At 29.7% G+C, this 19,456-nt stretch carries 17 protein-coding genes and 1 tRNA gene; 7 read left to right on the forward strand and 11 right to left on the reverse strand.

Annotation, left to right across the window (positions count from 1 at the left end):
* The first annotated feature begins 14 nt into the window (after nt 1–14).
* Complete coding sequence (locus MARPI_RS03125; RefSeq protein ID WP_014296146.1) at nt 15–287, forward strand: acylphosphatase; 273 nt, start codon at nt 15–17, stop codon at nt 285–287.
* 13 nt (nt 288–300) lie between these two features.
* Nucleotides 301–1,521: an alkaline phosphatase family protein gene (locus tag MARPI_RS03130; protein ID WP_014296147.1), complete on the forward strand. Its 1,221-nt coding sequence runs from the start codon at nt 301–303 to the stop codon at nt 1,519–1,521.
* Here the strand turns inward: MARPI_RS03130 and MARPI_RS03135 are convergent.
* The gene (locus MARPI_RS03135; protein WP_014296148.1) at nt 1,507–2,613 is read right to left on the reverse strand and encodes an MFS transporter; all 1,107 of its coding nucleotides are present in this window, start codon (nt 2,611–2,613) and stop codon (nt 1,507–1,509) included. The two genes, MARPI_RS03130 and MARPI_RS03135, sit on opposite strands and share 15 nt — an antisense overlap.
* Nucleotides 2,614–2,714: 101 nt before the next feature.
* On the opposite strand from MARPI_RS03135, the gene MARPI_RS03140 reads away from it, so the two are divergent.
* The 5 genes from MARPI_RS03140 (at nt 2,715) to MARPI_RS03160 (ending at nt 6,236) form a co-directional block, all read left to right on the forward strand.
* Nucleotides 2,715–2,790, forward strand: a tRNA-Pro gene (locus MARPI_RS03140).
* A 107-nt stretch (nt 2,791–2,897) separates the two neighbouring features.
* Entirely contained in the window at nt 2,898–4,913 is a 2,016-nt protein-coding gene (locus tag MARPI_RS03145; protein WP_014296149.1) for an LVIVD repeat-containing protein, read from the forward strand.
* Between the two features lie 105 nt (nt 4,914–5,018).
* Nucleotides 5,019–5,579 carry an RNA polymerase sigma factor gene (locus MARPI_RS03150; RefSeq protein WP_014296150.1) on the forward strand — a complete coding sequence of 187 codons (561 nt, stop codon included), beginning with the start codon at nt 5,019–5,021 and terminating at the stop codon, nt 5,577–5,579.
* Entirely contained in the window at nt 5,576–5,782 is a 207-nt protein-coding gene (locus MARPI_RS03155; protein ID WP_014296151.1) for a hypothetical protein, read from the forward strand. The genes MARPI_RS03150 and MARPI_RS03155 overlap by 4 nt, the downstream gene beginning before the upstream one ends.
* Before the next feature lies 1 nt (nt 5,783).
* Entirely contained in the window at nt 5,784–6,236 is a 453-nt protein-coding gene (locus MARPI_RS03160) for a SoxR reducing system RseC family protein (RefSeq protein ID WP_014296152.1), read from the forward strand.
* A 33-nt stretch (nt 6,237–6,269) separates the two neighbouring features.
* Here MARPI_RS03160 and MARPI_RS03165 read toward each other — a convergent pair whose 3' ends face one another.
* From MARPI_RS03165 to acpP, 10 genes are all read right to left on the reverse strand, one after another.
* Entirely contained in the window at nt 6,270–7,520 is a 1,251-nt protein-coding gene (locus tag MARPI_RS03165; protein WP_014296153.1) for an MFS transporter, read from the reverse strand.
* Nucleotides 7,521–7,537: 17 nt separating this feature from the next.
* On the reverse strand, nt 7,538–9,511 hold the full coding sequence (gene uvrB, locus MARPI_RS03170) for an excinuclease ABC subunit UvrB (protein ID WP_014296154.1): 1,974 nt from the start codon (nt 9,509–9,511) through the stop codon (nt 7,538–7,540).
* An 86-nt stretch (nt 9,512–9,597) separates the two neighbouring features.
* Complete coding sequence (locus MARPI_RS10635) at nt 9,598–12,963, reverse strand: outer membrane protein assembly factor BamB family protein (RefSeq protein WP_014296155.1); 3,366 nt, start codon at nt 12,961–12,963, stop codon at nt 9,598–9,600.
* Nucleotides 12,964–13,068: 105 nt separating this feature from the next.
* Entirely contained in the window at nt 13,069–14,280 is a 1,212-nt protein-coding gene (locus MARPI_RS03180) for a 6-phosphofructokinase (RefSeq protein ID WP_014296156.1), read from the reverse strand.
* Nucleotides 14,281–14,407: 127 nt separating this feature from the next.
* Nucleotides 14,408–15,580 carry an inorganic phosphate transporter gene (locus MARPI_RS03185; RefSeq protein WP_083635706.1) on the reverse strand — a complete coding sequence of 391 codons (1,173 nt, stop codon included), beginning with the start codon at nt 15,578–15,580 and terminating at the stop codon, nt 14,408–14,410.
* 56 nt (nt 15,581–15,636) lie between these two features.
* The gene (locus MARPI_RS03190) at nt 15,637–16,314 is read right to left on the reverse strand and encodes a DUF47 domain-containing protein (RefSeq protein ID WP_014296158.1); all 678 of its coding nucleotides are present in this window, start codon (nt 16,312–16,314) and stop codon (nt 15,637–15,639) included.
* A gap of 11 nt (nt 16,315–16,325) precedes the next feature.
* Nucleotides 16,326–16,820: a J domain-containing protein gene (locus MARPI_RS10640; RefSeq protein ID WP_014296159.1), complete on the reverse strand. Its 495-nt coding sequence runs from the start codon at nt 16,818–16,820 to the stop codon at nt 16,326–16,328.
* A gap of 92 nt (nt 16,821–16,912) precedes the next feature.
* On the reverse strand, nt 16,913–17,515 hold the full coding sequence (locus MARPI_RS03200) for a CPBP family intramembrane glutamic endopeptidase (protein WP_014296160.1): 603 nt from the start codon (nt 17,513–17,515) through the stop codon (nt 16,913–16,915).
* 7 nt (nt 17,516–17,522) lie between these two features.
* Complete coding sequence (locus MARPI_RS03205) at nt 17,523–19,106, reverse strand: CTP synthase (protein WP_014296161.1); 1,584 nt, start codon at nt 19,104–19,106, stop codon at nt 17,523–17,525.
* An 86-nt stretch (nt 19,107–19,192) separates the two neighbouring features.
* On the reverse strand, nt 19,193–19,447 hold the full coding sequence (gene acpP, locus MARPI_RS03210; RefSeq protein WP_014296162.1) for an acyl carrier protein: 255 nt from the start codon (nt 19,445–19,447) through the stop codon (nt 19,193–19,195).
* Nucleotides 19,448–19,456: the final 9 nt, after the last annotated feature.

Below are 19,456 nucleotides of genomic sequence, written 5' to 3' on the forward strand. Positions count from 1 at the left end.
AAGGAGGTATTAAAGTGATAGCTAAAAAATTCAAAGTATATGGAAGAGTGCAGGGTGTTGGATTTCGATGGTTTGTAAATCACACAGCAGAATCGTTAGGCATAAAAGGCTATGTAATGAACATGCCAGATGGAAGCGTTGAAATTATTGCTGAAGGAACTTCAGAAGAATCATTAGAAACCTTCAAAGACTATATAATTAAAGGAAACGGCTTTTCCGATGTAGAAGATATAGAAGAAGAAAACATTCCTGTTGAAAATTACCCTGATTTTTCAATAAAATATTAAAAAGGAGACTATTATGTGGAGAGATATTTTAAAGGAAATATACAATAATAAAATAGAAGGTTTAGGCATTTTGCCTCATTATAATAATTATTCAATAGTTAATATTTCAAATTGGATTATTAAAAATTTTGACGGAAAACCTTTTCACAAACCTTATCCTATACCAATTTCACCAAAAAAACACGTAATTTTAATTTTAATTGACGCTATGAGTTATGATACCTTTAAACTGGTATTAAAAGAAAAAAAGCATGAACTTTCTTTAATTAATAAAAGCCATTTTTTTCCTGCAACTTCTGTTTTTCCATCAACAACAGCAAACGCCATAACCTCCATTGTCACAGGCAAAACACCTGCTGAACACGGTATTTTAGGATATATTTTATACTTTAAAGAATTGGGTTCTTTGGTAAATATGATTGATTTTTCTCCTTTATATGGTGGAAATAGCGTATATGAACCATATTTCATAAACAATTTGCTTAATGTTTCAACTATATATGAAGAGTTAAATAAATTAGGCGTTAAAACCTTTACACATACACATTCAGATATAGTCGGTAGTGGATTAAGTAAAATTCATAATAAAGGAAGCAACATAAAAGGATATAAATCGCCTATTGAATTATTTGGGATGATATATGATAAGTTACAGGAATACAGAAAAAACAACGATACTTCGTTTCAATTTGCATATTATGCATATGTGGATAGTATTGGACATAAATATGGAGCAAGAGATCATAAATATAAATCACAAATTTTCTGGTTTTTGAAAATGCTTCAAGAAGAGTTGCTAAAAAAATTATCTCCAGAAATAAGAGAGGATACTGTTATATTAATAACTGCAGATCATGGAATGCTAGAATCTCCCTTACAAAAAGAAATAAGATTCTCCAACGAAGATGAAATTTCCAATTATTTATGGGCTCCACCTGGTGGAGAAATGCGAATGATGTATTTTTATACCAAAAGCAAAAAAGAATTTATGGAATATTTTAATTCAAATTATAAAGATTATGGAAATCTTTTATCTATTGAAGAAAGCGAAAAAATTAATCTTTTTGGCGGTTCTCTTAATAATGATTTTAAAAAAAGAATTGGCGATTTTACAATGATTGCTAAAGATAATTATAGCTTTGTTTTTAAATATGGAAATTCTTTTGTTCATCTAAAAGGGAAACACGGTGGTTTATCGTATAGAGAAATGATAGTTCCTCTAATTGCTTTTTAAACTGAATTTAAAAGCTATTATAAAAACCATAGAAATAATCATAATAAAAACAAACATATATCTTTCTATTTGAGGATATAAAAGATATGAAACAAATGAAGCAAATAATCCACCAAAAATACTCATATGAAAGGCATACAAATAATTTTCCACATCGTCTTTTATACTTTCAAATTGAGAAATAAAACTCCATGAGATACTCTGAAAAACAAAAATCAAAAAGGTTACAAGTATTATAAGCAATTTATCAGATGTATAAAATCCTATAATAGAAAAAAAGATAAGCAAAAGATTCAACGTAATAATAATCTTAAAGACGCTAAAAAAACGAAATATATACTTTGAAAGTTTTATACCTATTAATAATAATACTGTCAATATAAAAATATGAAGATTTGTTAGATACAAATCAGAAAACACATTAAAATATATTAATTTTATATTGGAAATTAATATATAAAAATCAAAGCCGGACAAAAAGAAAAAGAAATTTAAACATATTTTACATTCTTTATTGTTATCAAAATAGCTAATATTTGTATCAAGATACTTATTAAATGGAAATAACAAAAAACCAGAAAAAAGAACTAAAAATCCTGCACTCCAACCCAGTTGCGGAACAACAATTAAGTTTATCATTGCAGCAAATACATATCCAAGAACAAGTCCAAGTGTTCCAAAATAAAATTTTATTTTTGAATACTCAGATAAAAATGATGTTTTTATTCTGACATAAATCCAGAAAACCCCCAATCCCATACCTGCTAAAAATCTTAAAAATAGAAAATAATCGTAATCAGGAGCAAAAAAAGAAAATGCATTTAATAACACAACCAGTGTAAAAAAGAACCTTCTAACTACTTTATTCATATTTAAAATAATTCTAAACAGCAAAATTCCAAAATTAAAACCAAAAAAAGTAGTAAAATTAATTACATAAAATTTTTTCATTTCAATATTATACTCACCAAGGATCTCAAAAGATATGAAGTTAGGCAATACTAGACTATAAGATATATATAGCATAGAAAAAAATATAAAAGCCAGAGATATATTTAATTTAGAATTCAAAAATATATTCTTATTTTCCATTTTACCTCCTCCTTTTGAATAATTATACCAGAATTTTAAATCTTTTAAACCTTCTATTATTGACTCATTTAATAAAATATGTTATAATTATGTGCGGATTTCGGGGCGTGGCGCAGATGGGAGCGCGTTTGCATGGGGCGCAAAAGGTCGCTGGTTCAAGTCCAGTCGCCCCGACCATAGAACTCCGGTAGTAAATACTGCCGGAGTTCTTATTTTTTAGGGAATAATCAGTTGTTTATAGAATAATTCATTGAAAAAAAAATTAAAATCCAGGGGTGAGGAACTTGAAACTAAAATTGATTATAGCTGCCGCTTCAGCATTTGTAATATTGATGACCGCAATTGTTGTTATTCCTATAATAATGAAAAACGAACCACCATCTATACCTGAATTATTCACACCAAAAAACGGATCCATTGATCTGCCTGTAAATATTGTTTTTTCATGGGCCGGGAATGATCCTGATGGTGATTCCTTAAAATATGATTTATATTTATCAACAGAAAAGGATAATCTCACACCCATTGCAACAGATTTAGTTGAAACTTCATTCTCCAGAGTATTAAATTATAACAAAACATATTATTGGAAAGTTGTTGCAAAAGATAAAAAAGATTCCACAGAAAGTGATATATGGTTTTTTTCAACAGAAAATTCTATTCCTTTAAAACCATATAATCCCACACCAAAAGATGGAAGTTCTAATGTTCCTGTGATTACCACTTTATCCTGGCAATGCGAAGATCTTGATGGGGATAAAATATATTATGACGTATATCTTGGCAGATCAATTGATACTTTAAAACTTTTAGCTTCAAACACTACAGAAAATTCTTTAGAAGTTAACTTAAAAGAAGATGCAAGATATTACTGGAAGGTTGTCGCCAAAGATGAACATGGCGGAATTACCTATGGGGAAGTATGGGCTTTCCAGACAAAATCTTTAAAAGAATTAGGAACACCTTTCAACCCAAAACCAACAAATAACGCAACTAATATAGAAACAAATGTAAAATTAGAATGGCAATACGCAGGTAAAGAAGCTTTATTTGACGTTTATATGGGATTAAACCCAGACGATTTTACACCAGTAGCTCAAAACTTAGGATACCAATTCTATGAATTATCTTTAGATCCAGGAAAAACATATTACTGGAAAGTTATTGCAAAATCTGATAATGAAGAAAAAGAAAGCTCTATCTGGAATTTTACAACCAAACCTCTGGAAAACTCTGAAATAATTACCGAAAACGCTACAGAAACACAAAGTGAAGAAGATATTACCATTGAAAGCACCACTATTATAACCAATGAACCCACCTCTACATTAGAAGTAATAGAAACAACAGAAGCAACAGAAAAATTAGAAACTATTCCACAAAAAGAAATACAAAAAGAAATAATTGAAAAGAAATATATTCATACAACAGGTAGCGGAATGGGAATGTTTATTATAGATGTAACAGATCCTAAAAATCCAAAAATTATAAATCATGTTTATACAGAAGGCTGGGCTGTAGGACTTTATGTAAAAGAAACACATGCATATATAGCAGATTGGATAAATGGTTTTGTTGTTGCAGATATCACCGATTTAAAACATCCGAAAAAAGTTGCTAAACTAAAAACCTTTGGAAAGGTATATTCAATATTTGTAAAAGGAGATATTGCATATATTCTTGAAGGAAACTCTGGAATGGAAGTTGTAAAAATAAATAAAGATTATTCTTTAGAATCATTAAGTTATCTCGATTTAAAAGGAACTTCTGGAAGAATTTTTGTAGAGGATAATTATGCATATATTTCAATGGGATATGATGGATTTGTAATTGTTGATGTTTCTGATCCAAGAATCCCAAAATTAGTAAGCTTCTTTGACGCTGATGGTTTTGCATATAATATTGTAGTTCATAATAACATAGCTTATCTTGCTGATGGCGATCACGGGTTAAAGATTATAAATGTAAAAGATAAAATACATCCAAAATTAATTTCAAAACTAACTATAAAATCAGAATGGGGAAGAGTATTTTATGATAATAACATTGTATTCTATGCCAAAGGAGAAAAAGGGTTTGCTTTAATAGATGTATCCAATCCTGAAAAACCTGTATTATTATCTCAAATAGACACAAAAGGATTCTGCTATGGAGGATATATTTATAAAAATTATTTATACGTTGCAGACGGAGAAAATGGATTATTAATTTATGATATTTCAGATCCTGAAAAACCTGTATTTTTATCTCATCTTGGTAATTTATATCTTCAAAACGTAATATTGGAAATCAGAAAATAAATTATATTAAACTTTTTGAACAAAATAAAAAATTAAAAGTCTAATAATAAGGAATAAACCTCTTTTGTGGTATAATATTTAAAAACCACAAAGAGGTGATCTTTTTTGACAGAAAAAAAATTAATTGAAAGATTAAAAGCTAAAGATAAAGAAGCTTTTGAAGAGTTATACAATCAATATGCACCCAAAATATATGTAACCCTCAAAAATTATGTTGGACCAAATGAGATTGAAGATGCTCTTCAAGAGGTATTTTACAAGATATTTAAAGGAATCCATACATTTAGAGGGGATTCAAAGCTTTCGACATGGATTTATCAAATCACTATTAATGTTGGAAAGGATTTCATAAGAAAGAAAATTAAAAACCCTGTGGAAAATATTGATCTTACTGAAAATTATACAGAAGGCGTTGGAATCCAACCACATTCTGATGTAAACGTCTCAAATGAAGTTTTTGATGAAATGGAAATGGACAAAATCATTAAAATCATGGATAAATTATCTGAGGAAGATAAAACCCTTATTAAATTAAGAGATATTGACGGTCTTAGTTATGATGAAATTGCCAAGAAATTAAATAAACCGCTTGGAAGTGTAAAGAGCCGTTTGCATTATGCAAGGAAGAAATTCCAAAAACTTCTCAAGGAGGAAGGCCTCTTATGATAGACGAAAAGAAATTAGAATTAATTAATATGATATTAGATGGAGAAAATGTGGACTTTGATGAAAACTTAGAAGAGGATATTGCAAAATACAAATCATATGTAAGAGCTTATTTTTTAACTCAGGAAAGTTATATTATTACAGAAAAATATAAAAGTACTATTATTTCAAAAATAATAGTAAGCATTGACGCGGAGGAATAATATGCGAGAAGTATTTATGGTTGGAAACATAGAAGACAATAATGTATATCTTATTAGCAACATGAGTTCCGCATGTGAAACATGTACTCTAAATGGAGCATGTAGTGCTGGAAGTTCACAAAGAACCATGAAAATTAATAAATCTCAATTTGAAAAAATGCCTTCAATTGGAGATTATGTTGTAATAGAATTACCGGAATTTTCTGTATCCAAAATTTCATTCATTATATATGGCTTTCCTCTTATAATGTTTATTCTATTTTTAGTTATTGCATATTTTATTACAAAAAGCGATACTTATGCTTTTGTATCAGGGATAATTGGAATATCAATTTCATATGGAGTAATTGCCTATCTTGATAGAACCGTCTTTAAAAAGAAATATCAACCAAAAGTTATTGAAATACTTCCAAAAAGAAATAATATCAATTTATCTGTTGGTATAATAAAATAGCGAGCTTGTTTATTCAAGCTCGCTATTTTATTATTAAATCTCATTATGAGCTGCAAACTTTAAAGAAATAAGAGTCAAAACTATTAAACCAATAGAGACTATACTTAATGCATAACCTATTCCTATCAAATCTGCTAAATATCCTATAACAGGAGTTAATATCGCTGTTAAAAGAGTTTTAAATTGCGATTCAACTGAAAGTACAGAAGCAAGAATATTATTATCTATATTATTTGAAATATAGGCTACGCTTATAGGCTTCCTTAAATTTTCTATTAAATATATTCCAAGGTAAAAGATAATAGAAATTGTAAATAATTTAAATTCATAGGTTATTCCACTTAATATTCCAAAAACAAACCCAAGACTCATTGTTAATACCAGCGGCTTCAAATATGTTTTAAACTTTTCAGCAAACTTACCAGAACGTCTTGATACAAAAGATGTAAGAAAATATATTACCGAATATACTATACCAATTACCAGCGAAGAGCGTTTATCTTCACTTAAACTCATAAATATTGGTAAAGATATTGCAAATGATTTCAACATAGGTTGCAAAAAGTCTTTTACTGCAGAATAATAACCTGTATATGATGAACTTATTAAAATGCTTCCAAATAATCTTGCACTTTTAAATGCCACAGCAAATTCTTTAATTACCTTTTTAAATGAATTGGTAAACTCTTTAAAATCAAATCTTTCAAGCGTTCCATCTAATTCCTTTGGATAAGTGAGCATTAGAATTAAATCGAAAATATACGGAATTATCGTAAATAAAAATATAGTTTGATACTTTCCAGAATAAAATACAATACCACCAGCTATTAAAGATGAAATAGCAGATCCCAGCTGTGAACATGATCTTGTATTACCATAATAATGAACCTTCATCTTTTCCCAGCCTTTGATTTTTAAATATTCAAAAATCATAGCTTTATGCGTTCCTGTTCTAAATGCCTCACCAAAAGCATAAAGGATCATCGCAAATGCAAAAATAGTATAACTTTTAGAAAAATAAAAAATAATGAAAGAAATTATATAACTTGAAAAAGAAAATACCATAGATCGCCTTCTACCAACAGAATCAGCAATAATCCCAGTTGGAATTTCAAGAATATTTGTCGCAATTTTCATTATTGAATAAAGCGTACCTATTTGAAAGAAGTTAAGCCCTTTTTCAAGAAAAAACAAAACAAGAAAAGGCTCAAAAAATCGCAAATTTTTCAAAAATCCATAAGCACAAAACTTATAAAACTGTAAATCCTTGTACTTTTTATCCATCTTTAACCTCCTATCTTTTATTTTATTCTATATTTTTTCTTTACCCTTTTTATTTCATCTCTATATTTTGCAGCATCTTCATATCTTAATTCTGAAGCCGCTTTAAACATTTCTGCTTCTAATAATTGAATATATTCTTCCGGTGTTGTTCCTTCTGCTACTTCAAAGATAAATTCCGGTTTTTCTGTTTTTTCCATGAATTGTTCAAAAATATTTTTAGGTAATTCCTTAATAATACTTTTAGGAATTATATTATTTTTTTCATTATAATACATCTGAATCTTTCTTCTTCTATTTGTTTCATATATTGCCTTTTGCATTGCTTCAGTAATTTTATCTGCATATAATATTACCTTTCCATTTATATTTCTTGCTGCACGTCCTATAGTCTGAATTAATGTAGTTTCTGAACGTAAAAAACCTTCTCTATCAGAATCCATTATAGCAACTAGCGAAACTTCTGGTAAGTCAAGACCTTCTCTTAAAAGATTAACACCTATTACCGCATCAATTTCACCACTTCTTAGTTTTCTAATAACTTCAGCTCTTTCTATTGCATCTAATTCAGAATGAAGGTAGGTAGCTTTTATTCCAAGCAAATTTAAATGATCAGAAAGCATTTCTGCATCTTTTTTGGTTAATACAACAGCTATTGCTCTTTCATTTCGAGATATTATTTTCTTTAATTCTGCAATAAAATCGTCCACCTGACCCATTGTAGGACGAACAATTACTTCTGGATCAATAAGGCCTGTAGGCCTGATTATTTGCTCTACTACTTGTTCAGAATGCTCAAATTCAAATGATCCCGGTGTTGCAGAAACAAAAATTGTCTGGCGAATTTTCGATATAAATTCATCAAATTTCAGCGGTCTATTGTCAAATGCTGACGGAAGTCTAAAACCGTATTCTATAAGATTTCTTTTTCTGGAATGATCTCCTGCCCACATTGCTCTAAGCTGAGGAATAGCTATATGCGTTTCATCTATAAATGTAATAAAATCATCGTCAAAGTAATCAAGTAATGTCCAGGGCGGTTCTCCAGGTTTCCTCATATCAAAATGCCTTGAATAATTTTCTATTCCTTTACAATGCCCCAATGTTTCCAGTAATTCTATATCCATTAATGTTCTTTGTTTTAATCTTTGTGCTTCAAGTAATTTACCTGCTTTTTGTAATTCTTTCAGTCTTTCTTCCAGTTCTTCGCGAATAGACTGAGTTGCTCTCATTATCTTTTCTTCAGTGGTAACAAATTCGCTTGCAGGATAAATGGTAATTTTATCAAAACTTTCAATCTTAGTTCTGTTTAATATATCAAATGAGTATATTTTTTCAACTTCATCATCAAAAAATTCTATTCTAATTCCAAAATCTTCATATGGTGGATATATTTCGAGTATATCCCCTTTAAATCTAAAATTACCGCCTGTATGTTTATCTTCTGAGCGATTATAAAGCATTTTTGCAAGTGATTCTAAAATAAATCGTCTATTATATTCTTCTCCTACTTTTATTTTTAAATTTATATTGGCAAAATCTTCAGGATTTCCAGATGCATATATAGCCGAAACACTGGATACCACTATAACATCCCTTCTGGTTAATACAGATTTTAATGTGGATAATCGCATTTTTTGAAGAATTTCATTTATACTTGCATCTTTTTCTATATACATGTCTCTTGTTGGTATATATGCTTCTGGCTGATAATAATCGTAATAACTTATAAAGAATTCAACTTTATTTTCAGGGAAAAACTCCTTAAATTCTCTGTATAATTGAACAGCAAGTATTTTATTTGGGGATAATATTAAAGTAGGCCTGTTTAATCTCTCTATTACATTGGCCATGGTAAATGTTTTGCCTGAACCGGTGACCCCTAATAACGTTTGAAATCTATATCCTTTTTTTATTCCTTTAACTAATTTATCTATTGCTTCTGGTTGATCACCCTGAGGTTTATATTTTGAATATAATTTAAAGTCTGGCATTATATCACCTTTTTATTTTAAAATTTTACTTATATTATTATTATAACATGAAAAAATAACAGGGACCTGAAAAGTCCCTGTTATTTTCAATAAACACCCATTGAATTTTTGCCTATCATTGGCCAGCTTGACGAATCCGGTCCTGTTATATTATCATATATTGCATAAATATAACCATTATAAGTAGAAAAATAAATTGTTCCATCATTTGATATTATTGGACTTTGAAAATATGTATAGTCTCCAGAATCAAGTGTAAATACCCATTTTTCACTTCCATCTCCTGGATTAAATGCATATAATTTTGTGTCAGTTAAAACATAAATTGTTCCATCACTTCCTACTGCTGGAGAACGTGAAAATATATGATCACCATTTGGTAAGGTTATTGACCATTTTTCAGTAAGATCCGGATTTACTGCATATAATTTATCATAATAAACTGCATAAATTGTTCCATCACTTCCTACAACCGGCATTCCCGGATTAAATCCAACTGATGATGGCGGATCAGACATAATTGTATCTGTAGAAAATTCTGTATCTATATTATAATAAGCAATCGAATAATCATCTCCAGTAGTAAAACTAGTTATAAGATAGTTTTCATTGTTATAATTACTATATATCACTCCATATGCTGCTTTAAATCCTTCAGTTGTTTTTTCACCAAAATAAGCATCCAACTTTATTACACCTGGGTTAGAACCTCCAAATGGTATAAACAAATAATCTACTCCTTCTATTTTAGCTGAGATTATCCCTGAAACATCCGATGTATTGGCATTAATAGTTGTAGTAGAACAGGAACCACTTTCATATGTTACAAATAATGTTGCATCAATAAGATTCCCTGCTGTTTCATCTTTGCCTATAAAATACAAATTACCATCTTCTATACTTGTAAAATATGGGAATAAATTAGAGGCAATATCTGGAATAGACCATTTCACAAATCCCAAATCTGAATCAATTGCAACCATAGAGGAACCGTTTCCTCGTAATGTAGTATAAATATTCCCATCATAACCTTTCATTAAACTATACCCCGCCAGAAAATCGTCTATCATACTCCCTTGTACTACAAAATAAACAAGCATTGTATTCCATTCCAAATTACCATTTGAATTATACTTTGAAACATATGTTTTTGTATTTTCAGTACTTGAGGATGAATAGGTTATATATATATTTCCTTCATCGTCTATTACAGGATTTGCTGCAATATAATTCCCACCTGTATCTATTTTGAACTTTAATGTTCCTGGAACTATATGTCTTATAGTATATATTTCACTGAAGCTTTTAGCTCCGTGTTCGTCTTTTGCAACTATTTGCCAGTATAGAACATCTGTAGTCAATGAAATAGTATAGGAATTTGTTGTTAAATCCGATGCAGTAATTGCAAGAGTATTTGTAGATACAGTACTTGTATATAAATCATAAACTACAGTATCGTTGTCTTTATCTACTACTTCATTCCAGTTTAAAATAACAGAATTTTCATATACTTTTTCCAGGTTATCAGGAGAAGTTAATACAGGATCTTCTGGTGGTGAATTTGTTTTAAATTTATAAATCGCACTTTCTGTTTCTCCACGATTTCCATCATTTGCTATTACTTTCCAGTAATATGTTTTATCTTCTTCTAAATTTGATATAGTTATTGTTGTGCTTTCATAACTACTTTCTACCAATGGTGGACTTGATATATCTCCAAAATATATATCATATTTTATCTGATCTCCATCTATATCCAATCCATTCCATACCAATACTACTGTATCAGTACTTTCTACTGTTTCATTATTCATTGGATTTACTATACTTATTGATGGTACATTGTTTGGTTTTTCGGCAACTGTTACTGAACTTATTCCTGTTTCGCTTATGCCGCCTCGTCCATCATTCACTCTTATTTTCCAATAATATGTTTTACCTCTTTCTACTGGAATTATGTAACCTGTACTTTCACTGCTCACCTGTACTAACGGTGGATTCTTTTGTTCTCCATAATATATATCTGATTTTACTTCATCTCCATCTTCATCACTTATTTCCCATTTTAATTCTATTTCTGTTGTTTCATAACTATATTCTTCCCCATCATCAGGACTTTCCTTTGTTACTACCGGAATATGATTATTTTCTTCCATTTCTTTATTGGTTTTAAATTTATATACTCCACTATCTGTTTCACCATCATTATTATCCTTTGCTATTACTCTCCAATAATATATTTTATCTTCTTCTAAATTTGGTATTGTAATTGTTGTTTTTTCATATCCACTTTCTATTAATGGAGGGCTTGATATATCTCCAAAATATACATCATATTTAATCTGGTCACCATCTATATCTGATCCTTTCCATTCCAGTACTACTGTATCAGTGCTAATCAATGTTTCACTGTTTAAAGGACTTATTATATCTATAGCTGGATCAGTATTTTCCGGATTATCCCCACTATGTTCTATAATAAAATAGTAAGTGTCAGACTCTGTTAATGCACCTCTGGAATCTTTTACCTGAATTCTCCAATAGTATTTTTTATTTTCTTTAAGATCTGATATTATTAAGCTTGTTGAATCATAATCCACTTTTATTAAAGAGGGTAAAGGAAAATCTCCAAAATATACATTATATGTTAATTTATCATTATCCGGATCTTTACTGTCCCAGATTATTTTTACTGTATTTGTACTTTCTAATGTTATATTATTTTCCGGAGATATTAAGTCTATAGCCGGTGAATGATTACCCGGAATTTCTACCTGTTTTGTATAAAAATATTGCGTTTTTGATTCCACAAATCCACCATCTTCACCATAAGATATTATTTTCCAATAATATCTCTTTCCAGATTTTAAATGACTTAAATAAAAATATTTTTCTTTATAATGTTCTTTTACTAACGGTGGAATGGGATTATCTCCAAAATATATGCTATATTCTTTAACCTTAAAATCATCTTTATTCATTTTCCATTCCAAGGTTGCTTCATCTGTTTGAGATATTGTTTGACCATTTTCTGGCGTCAAGAAAACGATTTCTAAGTTTTTATAAACATCATTTTCTTTTTCCTTTTCGCTTATTGTTTTAAAATACCATATTGGTCCTTCTGTAATCCCTCCTCTATTATCCTTTGCAACAACTTTCCATTTATATAATGTATCTGGATGTAAATTTGTGTATTTTATTTCAGTTTTTGGATAATCCACTTCTACTGGAGTTAAATTTCCATTGGATTCTGACAGATATACGTTATATAGTAATTTATCGTTATCTGAATCCTGGCAATTCCATTTTAATGTTATTTCCGTTGCAACATTTGTTGAATTATTTGCAGGAAATGGTTCATACGGTTTTAACGGTGCTGTATTTCTTAAAAAACATCCTGCTAATAATATCAATATCATACCCAGCCATACAATTTTATACAATCGTTTCATAATACCGCCCCCTAAAAATTATTAATACATCTTTAATTCAATTATATCACAAAATTAAAAAAATGGTCGATTTTTTATAATCGACCATTTTTTATTTATTATTTTTTAAATCCTATTTAATTTTAATCGTGCATATAATGGAATACCATTTAAATATGGTGGATAATATTCTCCTTCTATTAAAGGTAACGCATATTCAATGAATTTTTCATTTACAAACATTCCATCTTCTGTTATAAATTCTGGTGGAACAAGTTTTGTTTCATTTGCCACATTATCTAAAGGAATTAACTTTGTTGTGCTCATATATGGAGAATTCATTAATCTTTCAATTCCAACCATATATCCACTTTTGCCTTCTAATGCATATTTAACGGCCATTGCTCCAACTTCAATTGCTTCATTTACATCTACCTGACTTGAAATGTGTCTTCCACTTCTCTGTAAATAATCAGGCACTGCATAATGTGTTTTAATACCCAATTCGCTTCTTATAAGATTAGCAAGCGTTGAACCAATTCCACCTAATTGAACATTTCCAAAATTATCTTTATATCCTCGAGCTGCAACGAATGTTCCATCTGCATATTTTATTCCTTCTGAAGCTGCAATTGAACAATAGCCGTATTTTTCAATTGTTTTTTCCACTTTTTCAAAAAACTTTTCTTTATTAAAAGGAACTTCTGGCAATAATATAATGTGTGGTCCGTCACTTTCATGCCTTTTGGCAAGCGCTGTAGAAGCCGCAACCCATCCTGCATGCCTTCCCATTGTTTCTAAAATAAATACTTTTGTGGAATCTGCAGCCATGCTTTTTACATCTAATGTTCCTTCTAAAATAGCAACAGAAAGATATTTTGCAATAGAACCAAATCCTGGTGTATGATCTGTTTCAGGTAAATCATTATCTACCGTTTTTGGTACTCCCATTACTTTGATATCATATCCTATTTTCTGTGCGTATTGATGGATTTTATTTGCTGTATCCATTGAATCATTTCCACCATTATAAAAGAAGTACTTTATGTTATACCTGTCAAATATTCTAAATATTTCCTCAAATTCACTTTCTTCTTTTAATTTTCTTCTACATGAACCAAAAGCACTTGATGGAGTAAACTTTAATAATTCTATTTGTTCTGGATCTTCTTTCCCCATATCTGCTAACTCTTCATTAAACACACCATTAATTCCATTGATTGCAACATAGATATTATCAATTTCTTCTGCATTTAATGCAGCTTTTATTACACCATATGCTGATGCATTTATTACACTGGTAACTCCTCCTGATTGTGCATATATAGCATTTTTCATACTAAAACCTCCCTCTCTATGTCAATAAAAATAATAGGCTCACCTTTAATGGTAAGCCTATTTTATCACATCTATAATTCAAAATTTTTAAACAGTATTAAAATTTGACGTCATATTTATTATGTATTTACATAAACATCGCAAATAATTTATACATCAAAAATGAAACTACTGCTGCCGCTGGAACTGTAAGGAACCATGAAACAAATATATCTTTTATAACTCCAAGATTTATTGAACCAACACCCCTTGCAAGTCCATTACCTATAACAGAACCAACTACAGTATGTGTTGTGGAAATTGGCATTCCCATGTTTGACGCTATTAATACTGTTGTTGCTGTAGAAAAGTCTATTGTAAACCCTCTTGAATTATTTAATTCTGTAATTTCTGTACCTACTGTTTTCATAACCCTCTGGCCCCAGATTGCAACACCAATTGCTATACCAAGCCCTCCCATTGCAAGTATATATCTTGGAATTTCTGCTTTTGCACCTACTGTTCCTGTTACAACAGCTGCATATATTGCAGCTACTGGCCCTATTGCATTTGCAACATCATTTGCGCCATGAGCTAAAGCAACATAACATGAAGTTACAACCTGAGATTTTCTAAATATTTCTTCGACATACTGATATGGATCATCTGTAACGTTTTTCATTTTGGCTATTATATAAATCATTATTATTACAGAAATAAATGCACCAAATAATGCGGCCCATATTATAGTTTTTAAAGTAATTGACATATGAAGGGTTTTTACAATAAATGAAAGTCCTATTATAAATGCGGCAAGGCCAAGAAAGAAAGGTATCCAGATTTTCGAATTTCTTTTTATGTCTTTACTGTGGAGAATAGTTGCAGAGATAGCTTTAAACATAAAGAAGGAAACCAGCAAACCAACAAGAGGTGAGATAATCCAGCTCAATGTAATGGTTACTATTTTACCCCAATTTACAACTGCTAGACCACCTGCGGCAATTCCATAACCCACCATACCTCCAACAATGGAATGAGTGGTTGAAACTGGCCATGAGAAATAGGTTGCTATCATTAACCATATTGTAGCCCCTATTAAAGCAGCCATTGACCCCCAGATAACCACTTTTGGATCAGCAAGTAAATCAAGGTGCAATATTCCCTTTCTTATTGTTTCAGTAACCTGTTTCCCAAAAAATGTAGCGCCAACAAATTCTAAAACCCCTGCAATTAATACAGCCTGTTTTGGTGTAATAGCCTTTGCACCAACAGCAGTAGCCATCGAATTAGCAACATCATTGGCACCAATTGCAAGTGCCATTCCAAATCCTATTAATAATCCTATAATTAATATTGTAGTCACGGATTTATCCTCCTTTACTCATTTATTAATATATGTACTCTATCACATACGTTTTGAGTAACATCAGCTATACGAGCAAGTAATAATATTAATTCCCTTAAGTAAAGGAAATCAATAGGATTCATTGTATTTTTCTGGGAATAAAGCCATTTCCCAAATTTAAATAATTTATTATCTACATCTTTTTCAAACCATTTCATTTCTTTTATATCCTGCTCTTCTATTGAAACTGTTTCTTTAGAAAAGTCAGAACTTAAGATTATTTTTAGATATTTTATGGTTTTTTTGAAATGATCAAGCATTTTTTCTATTTCATTTACAACAGAAAAAATAATTTCTTTATGTTCTTCTTCTAATTCTATTTGATTAAATGTCATTTTTTTCGCTACATCTTCAATGAGATCGATTATTGAATCCTGTAAATCTATAAATTCCAGGAGTTCAATACGTTCAAATCTGTAAAGATGCCCTTTTTTTAATAATTGCCTGAAATTTCTTTTAATGTCGTCTGCATCGTCCTCAAGTTTATCAATTTTTTCGACGAGATCTTCGATATTTTCCTGATTTAAATATCTTTTAAAAAGTTCAGGAAGATAATCCGATGCCTCTTCTACAATACGGGCATGTTTTATGATCTCATCAATAGGATTAAAACGTTGAAATACCTTTCCCCAGATAGTAATGGGAATCACCTCCTGTATGATTAATTATCTCTTGCATATTTAGACAGGAATTCATATGCTTCGTTAATCTGTTTAAACTTTTCTTCGCATATTTCTTTTCCATCTTTACATCTATCCGGATGATATTGCTTTGTTAAATCCCTGAATCTTTTTTTCAATTCATCTTTTGTGAAGTTTTCCGATAATCCAAATATATTTCTATAATAATCAAATTTTTGTCTTAATTCATAATAATTTTGAGAACCATAATATTGTCCTGAATCAGAAGAATTGCTGGTTTGTCTATATTGCCTGTAATTTCCGCCATATGTATTTCTCCTATACGGCCCATATCTATAGTATCTAACTCTTACATTTTTTGATAAAATATAGATCCCCAAAACAACAAAAAGCAATAATATAGGATTTCTCAGTATTAATACAAGAATTGATATGAAAAGTTTGAAAAAAATTGAAATTACAGAGAAAAAGCCTATTATTAATAATATTCCCAATATAAGCAGTATTCTGTCCATTTTTACCCTTCTTTCATAGTTCTTTTACAACAAGATAATAACATATAATTTTTGAAAGTTTATTGCTTTTATTTTTCAAAGAGAAAAAGGCATCAGAAAAATCTCTGATGCCTTTTATTATATATTCTGTATAATGCCGGAAAATCTATTAAAAAATGTAATAATATAGCATTTATAATTCCGTATTCAAAATAAATATAGGAAAAAAACAATCCAAAACCAAAACGCAAAGGAAAAGAAATAAAAAAATATTTTTTCTTTTCCATACCATTTATTACATTAAATATATGAACCATTGCAAATAAGAAAGAAGAGATTAAGACGCTATAAAATTCCATATTTAATATTTTTATTAAATATGTATTTAATATTCCTCTAAATAAAACCTCTTCTGTAATGGCTGCTGATAAAGGAATTAAAAAGACAAGATTTTTGTTTAAATATATTCTAAGTCCATCACTTTTTATTATTTTTTCTGGCAAAGTTATAATCGCTATTCCATAAACCACGAACACACTAAGCAATTTTAAATATTGCAGATTAAAAGTATATAATTTTAATCCCGCAATAGGAATTAAAATTAATGAAAATATTATTTTTATAGTCGAAGCTCTTTCTAACGGATACTTTTTTTCTATTAAGTATATAAATAAAAAGTATGCTGCTAATATTATTGCAAGAATTAGTATTTGCATGTATGAATTATTTCTCCTTCAATTTTATTATTGTTTCAACAAATGATTTAAATATTGGGTGAGGCACCCCAACTTTTGATTTTAATTCTGGATGATATTGAACGCCTATAAAGAATGGATGATTTTCTATTTCAACAGCTTCAACAAATTCAGATTTTGAGGATATTATTAATTTGTTTTCTTTGTTTTCTTCGTCTGGATATGCAAATAATTCTTTGAATTTTTCTAAATTAACTTCATATCTATGTCTATGTCTTTCGCTGATATTTTCTTTTTTATAAATTTCATATAATCTGGTATTTTTAAATACTTTTGTATCCTGAGCTCCCAATCTCATTGTCCCGCCTAATTTTAATACTTTTTTCTGTTCTTCCATTATGTCTATTACAGGATATGGGGTTTCAGGATTAAATTCAGAAGAATTTGCGTTTTCTAAATTTCCCACATTTCTTGCAAACTCAATTACAATAATCTGCATTCCAAGACATATTCCAAATAATGGTATTTTGTTTTCTCTTGCAATTTTTACCGCTTTTATCTTTCCTTCTATTCCTCTTTTTCCAAATCCACCCGGTATTATTATACCATCATATTTTAATAATAATTCCTTTGCTTCTTCTTCTGATAATTCTTCGAGTATTTGTGAATCTATAAGTTCAGGTTTTTCTGCTCCGCTTAAGAATATACTTTCTATTATGCTTTTATATGCATCATCTGTACCAAGATACTTACCAACCATGGCTATTTTTATTGGTGCAAATGTTTTTGGATAATTCCAGTTTAATGTGTCTTTTATTTTTAAATTTAATTTCTCTGCTATTATTTTTTGAATTCCCATGTAATATAATTTTTCCGGTACTTCATATACGTTATCTGCATCTGGAAGGTTTATAACATACTTTCTATCTATTCCAGCAAATAATGCTATTTTATCTAAACTCGGTGAATCTATTGTTTTTTCAGTTCTGATTATTAGCATGTTTGGATGAATACCTATTTTTCTTAATAATTGAACTGATTGTTGTGTTGGCTTCGTTTTAAATTCATTGGTAACTCTCAAATATGGTACAAAGGTTACATGAATAAAGAAAAAGTTTTCTATTCCTTCTTCAAGAGATAATTCTCTCACTGATTCAAGGAATATTTCTCCTTCAATATCCCCAACTGTTCCGCCTATCTCTATCATTAACAAATCAGCATCTATGCTTTTTATTCTATTTTTTATTTCTTCAGTTACGTGAGGTACCATCTGTACTGTTGCACCAAGATATTTACCTTCACGCTCTTTTTCTATTATTGATTTAAATATCTGTCCTGCTGTAATGTTATTAAAACGTTTCATATCAATTCCTAAAAATCTTTCATAATGTCCAAGATCAAGATCTGCTTCATATCCATCTTCAGTTACAAAAACTTCTCCGTGCTGATTTGGATTCATTGTTCCAGCATCAACGTTTAAATATGGATCAATTTTTAAGGAATTAACCTTTATTCCAGCATCTTTTAAAATTCTTCCTATGGATGCCGAAACAATTCCTTTACCTATTCCACTAAGAACTCCACCTGTTACTACAATATACTTTTTCGCCATTTTAAACCTCCTTCAAAATTTTATATTAATTTAAATTTTCTTTTACAAAAAAGAACAGGGGAAGCGACTGCTTCCCCTGTGAGGTATTATTCTTCGTCTATATTTAATTTTTCTGCAAGTGAGTTAACAACATCTTCTACAGTTCTTATATTTTCAAGTTCTTCGTCTTCGATAGATACTCCAAGTTCAGATTCAAATGCCATTGTTAAGTCAACAAGTTCTAATGAATCTGTATCTAAGTCGTCTGTAAAAGATGCATCGAGAGTTACGTCTTCTTCATCAACATTAAGTGTTTCAACTATAATTTCTTTTACCTTTTCAAAAAGTTCATCTCTTGTCATTTTTATACC

This window comes from Marinitoga piezophila KA3 (genome assembly GCF_000255135.1).
In the GTDB taxonomy this organism is placed as follows: Bacteria; Thermotogota; Thermotogae; order Petrotogales; family Petrotogaceae; genus Marinitoga; species Marinitoga piezophila.

Bases quoted from the DNA above. Each gene is read 5' to 3' on its own strand.
- MARPI_RS10635 (WP_014296155.1), bottom strand. From the start codon at position 12,963: ATGAAACGATTGTATAAAATTGTATGGCTGGGTATGATATTGATATTA.
- MARPI_RS10640 (WP_014296159.1), bottom strand. From the start codon at position 16,820: ATGGACAGAATACTGCTTATATTGGGAATATTATTAATAATAGGCTTT.
- MARPI_RS03205 (WP_014296161.1), bottom strand. From the start codon at position 19,106: ATGGCGAAAAAGTATATTGTAGTAACAGGTGGAGTTCTTAGTGGAATA.
- MARPI_RS03135 (WP_014296148.1), bottom strand. From the start codon at position 2,613: ATGGAAAATAAGAATATATTTTTGAATTCTAAATTAAATATATCTCTG.
- MARPI_RS03185 (WP_083635706.1), bottom strand. From the start codon at position 15,580: ATGGCACTTGCAATTGGTGCCAATGATGTTGCTAATTCGATGGCTACT.
- MARPI_RS03165 (WP_014296153.1), bottom strand. From the start codon at position 7,520: ATGGATAAAAAGTACAAGGATTTACAGTTTTATAAGTTTTGTGCTTAT.
- acpP (WP_014296162.1), bottom strand. From the start codon at position 19,447: ATGACAAGAGATGAACTTTTTGAAAAGGTAAAAGAAATTATAGTTGAA.
- MARPI_RS03160 (WP_014296152.1), top strand. From the start codon at position 5,784: ATGCGAGAAGTATTTATGGTTGGAAACATAGAAGACAATAATGTATAT.
- MARPI_RS03130 (WP_014296147.1), top strand. From the start codon at position 301: ATGTGGAGAGATATTTTAAAGGAAATATACAATAATAAAATAGAAGGT.
- MARPI_RS03180 (WP_014296156.1), bottom strand. From the start codon at position 14,280: ATGAAAAATGCTATATATGCACAATCAGGAGGAGTTACCAGTGTAATA.
- uvrB (WP_014296154.1), bottom strand. From the start codon at position 9,511: ATGCCAGACTTTAAATTATATTCAAAATATAAACCTCAGGGTGATCAA.
- MARPI_RS03155 (WP_014296151.1), top strand. From the start codon at position 5,576: ATGATAGACGAAAAGAAATTAGAATTAATTAATATGATATTAGATGGA.
- MARPI_RS03200 (WP_014296160.1), bottom strand. From the start codon at position 17,515: ATGCAAATACTAATTCTTGCAATAATATTAGCAGCATACTTTTTATTT.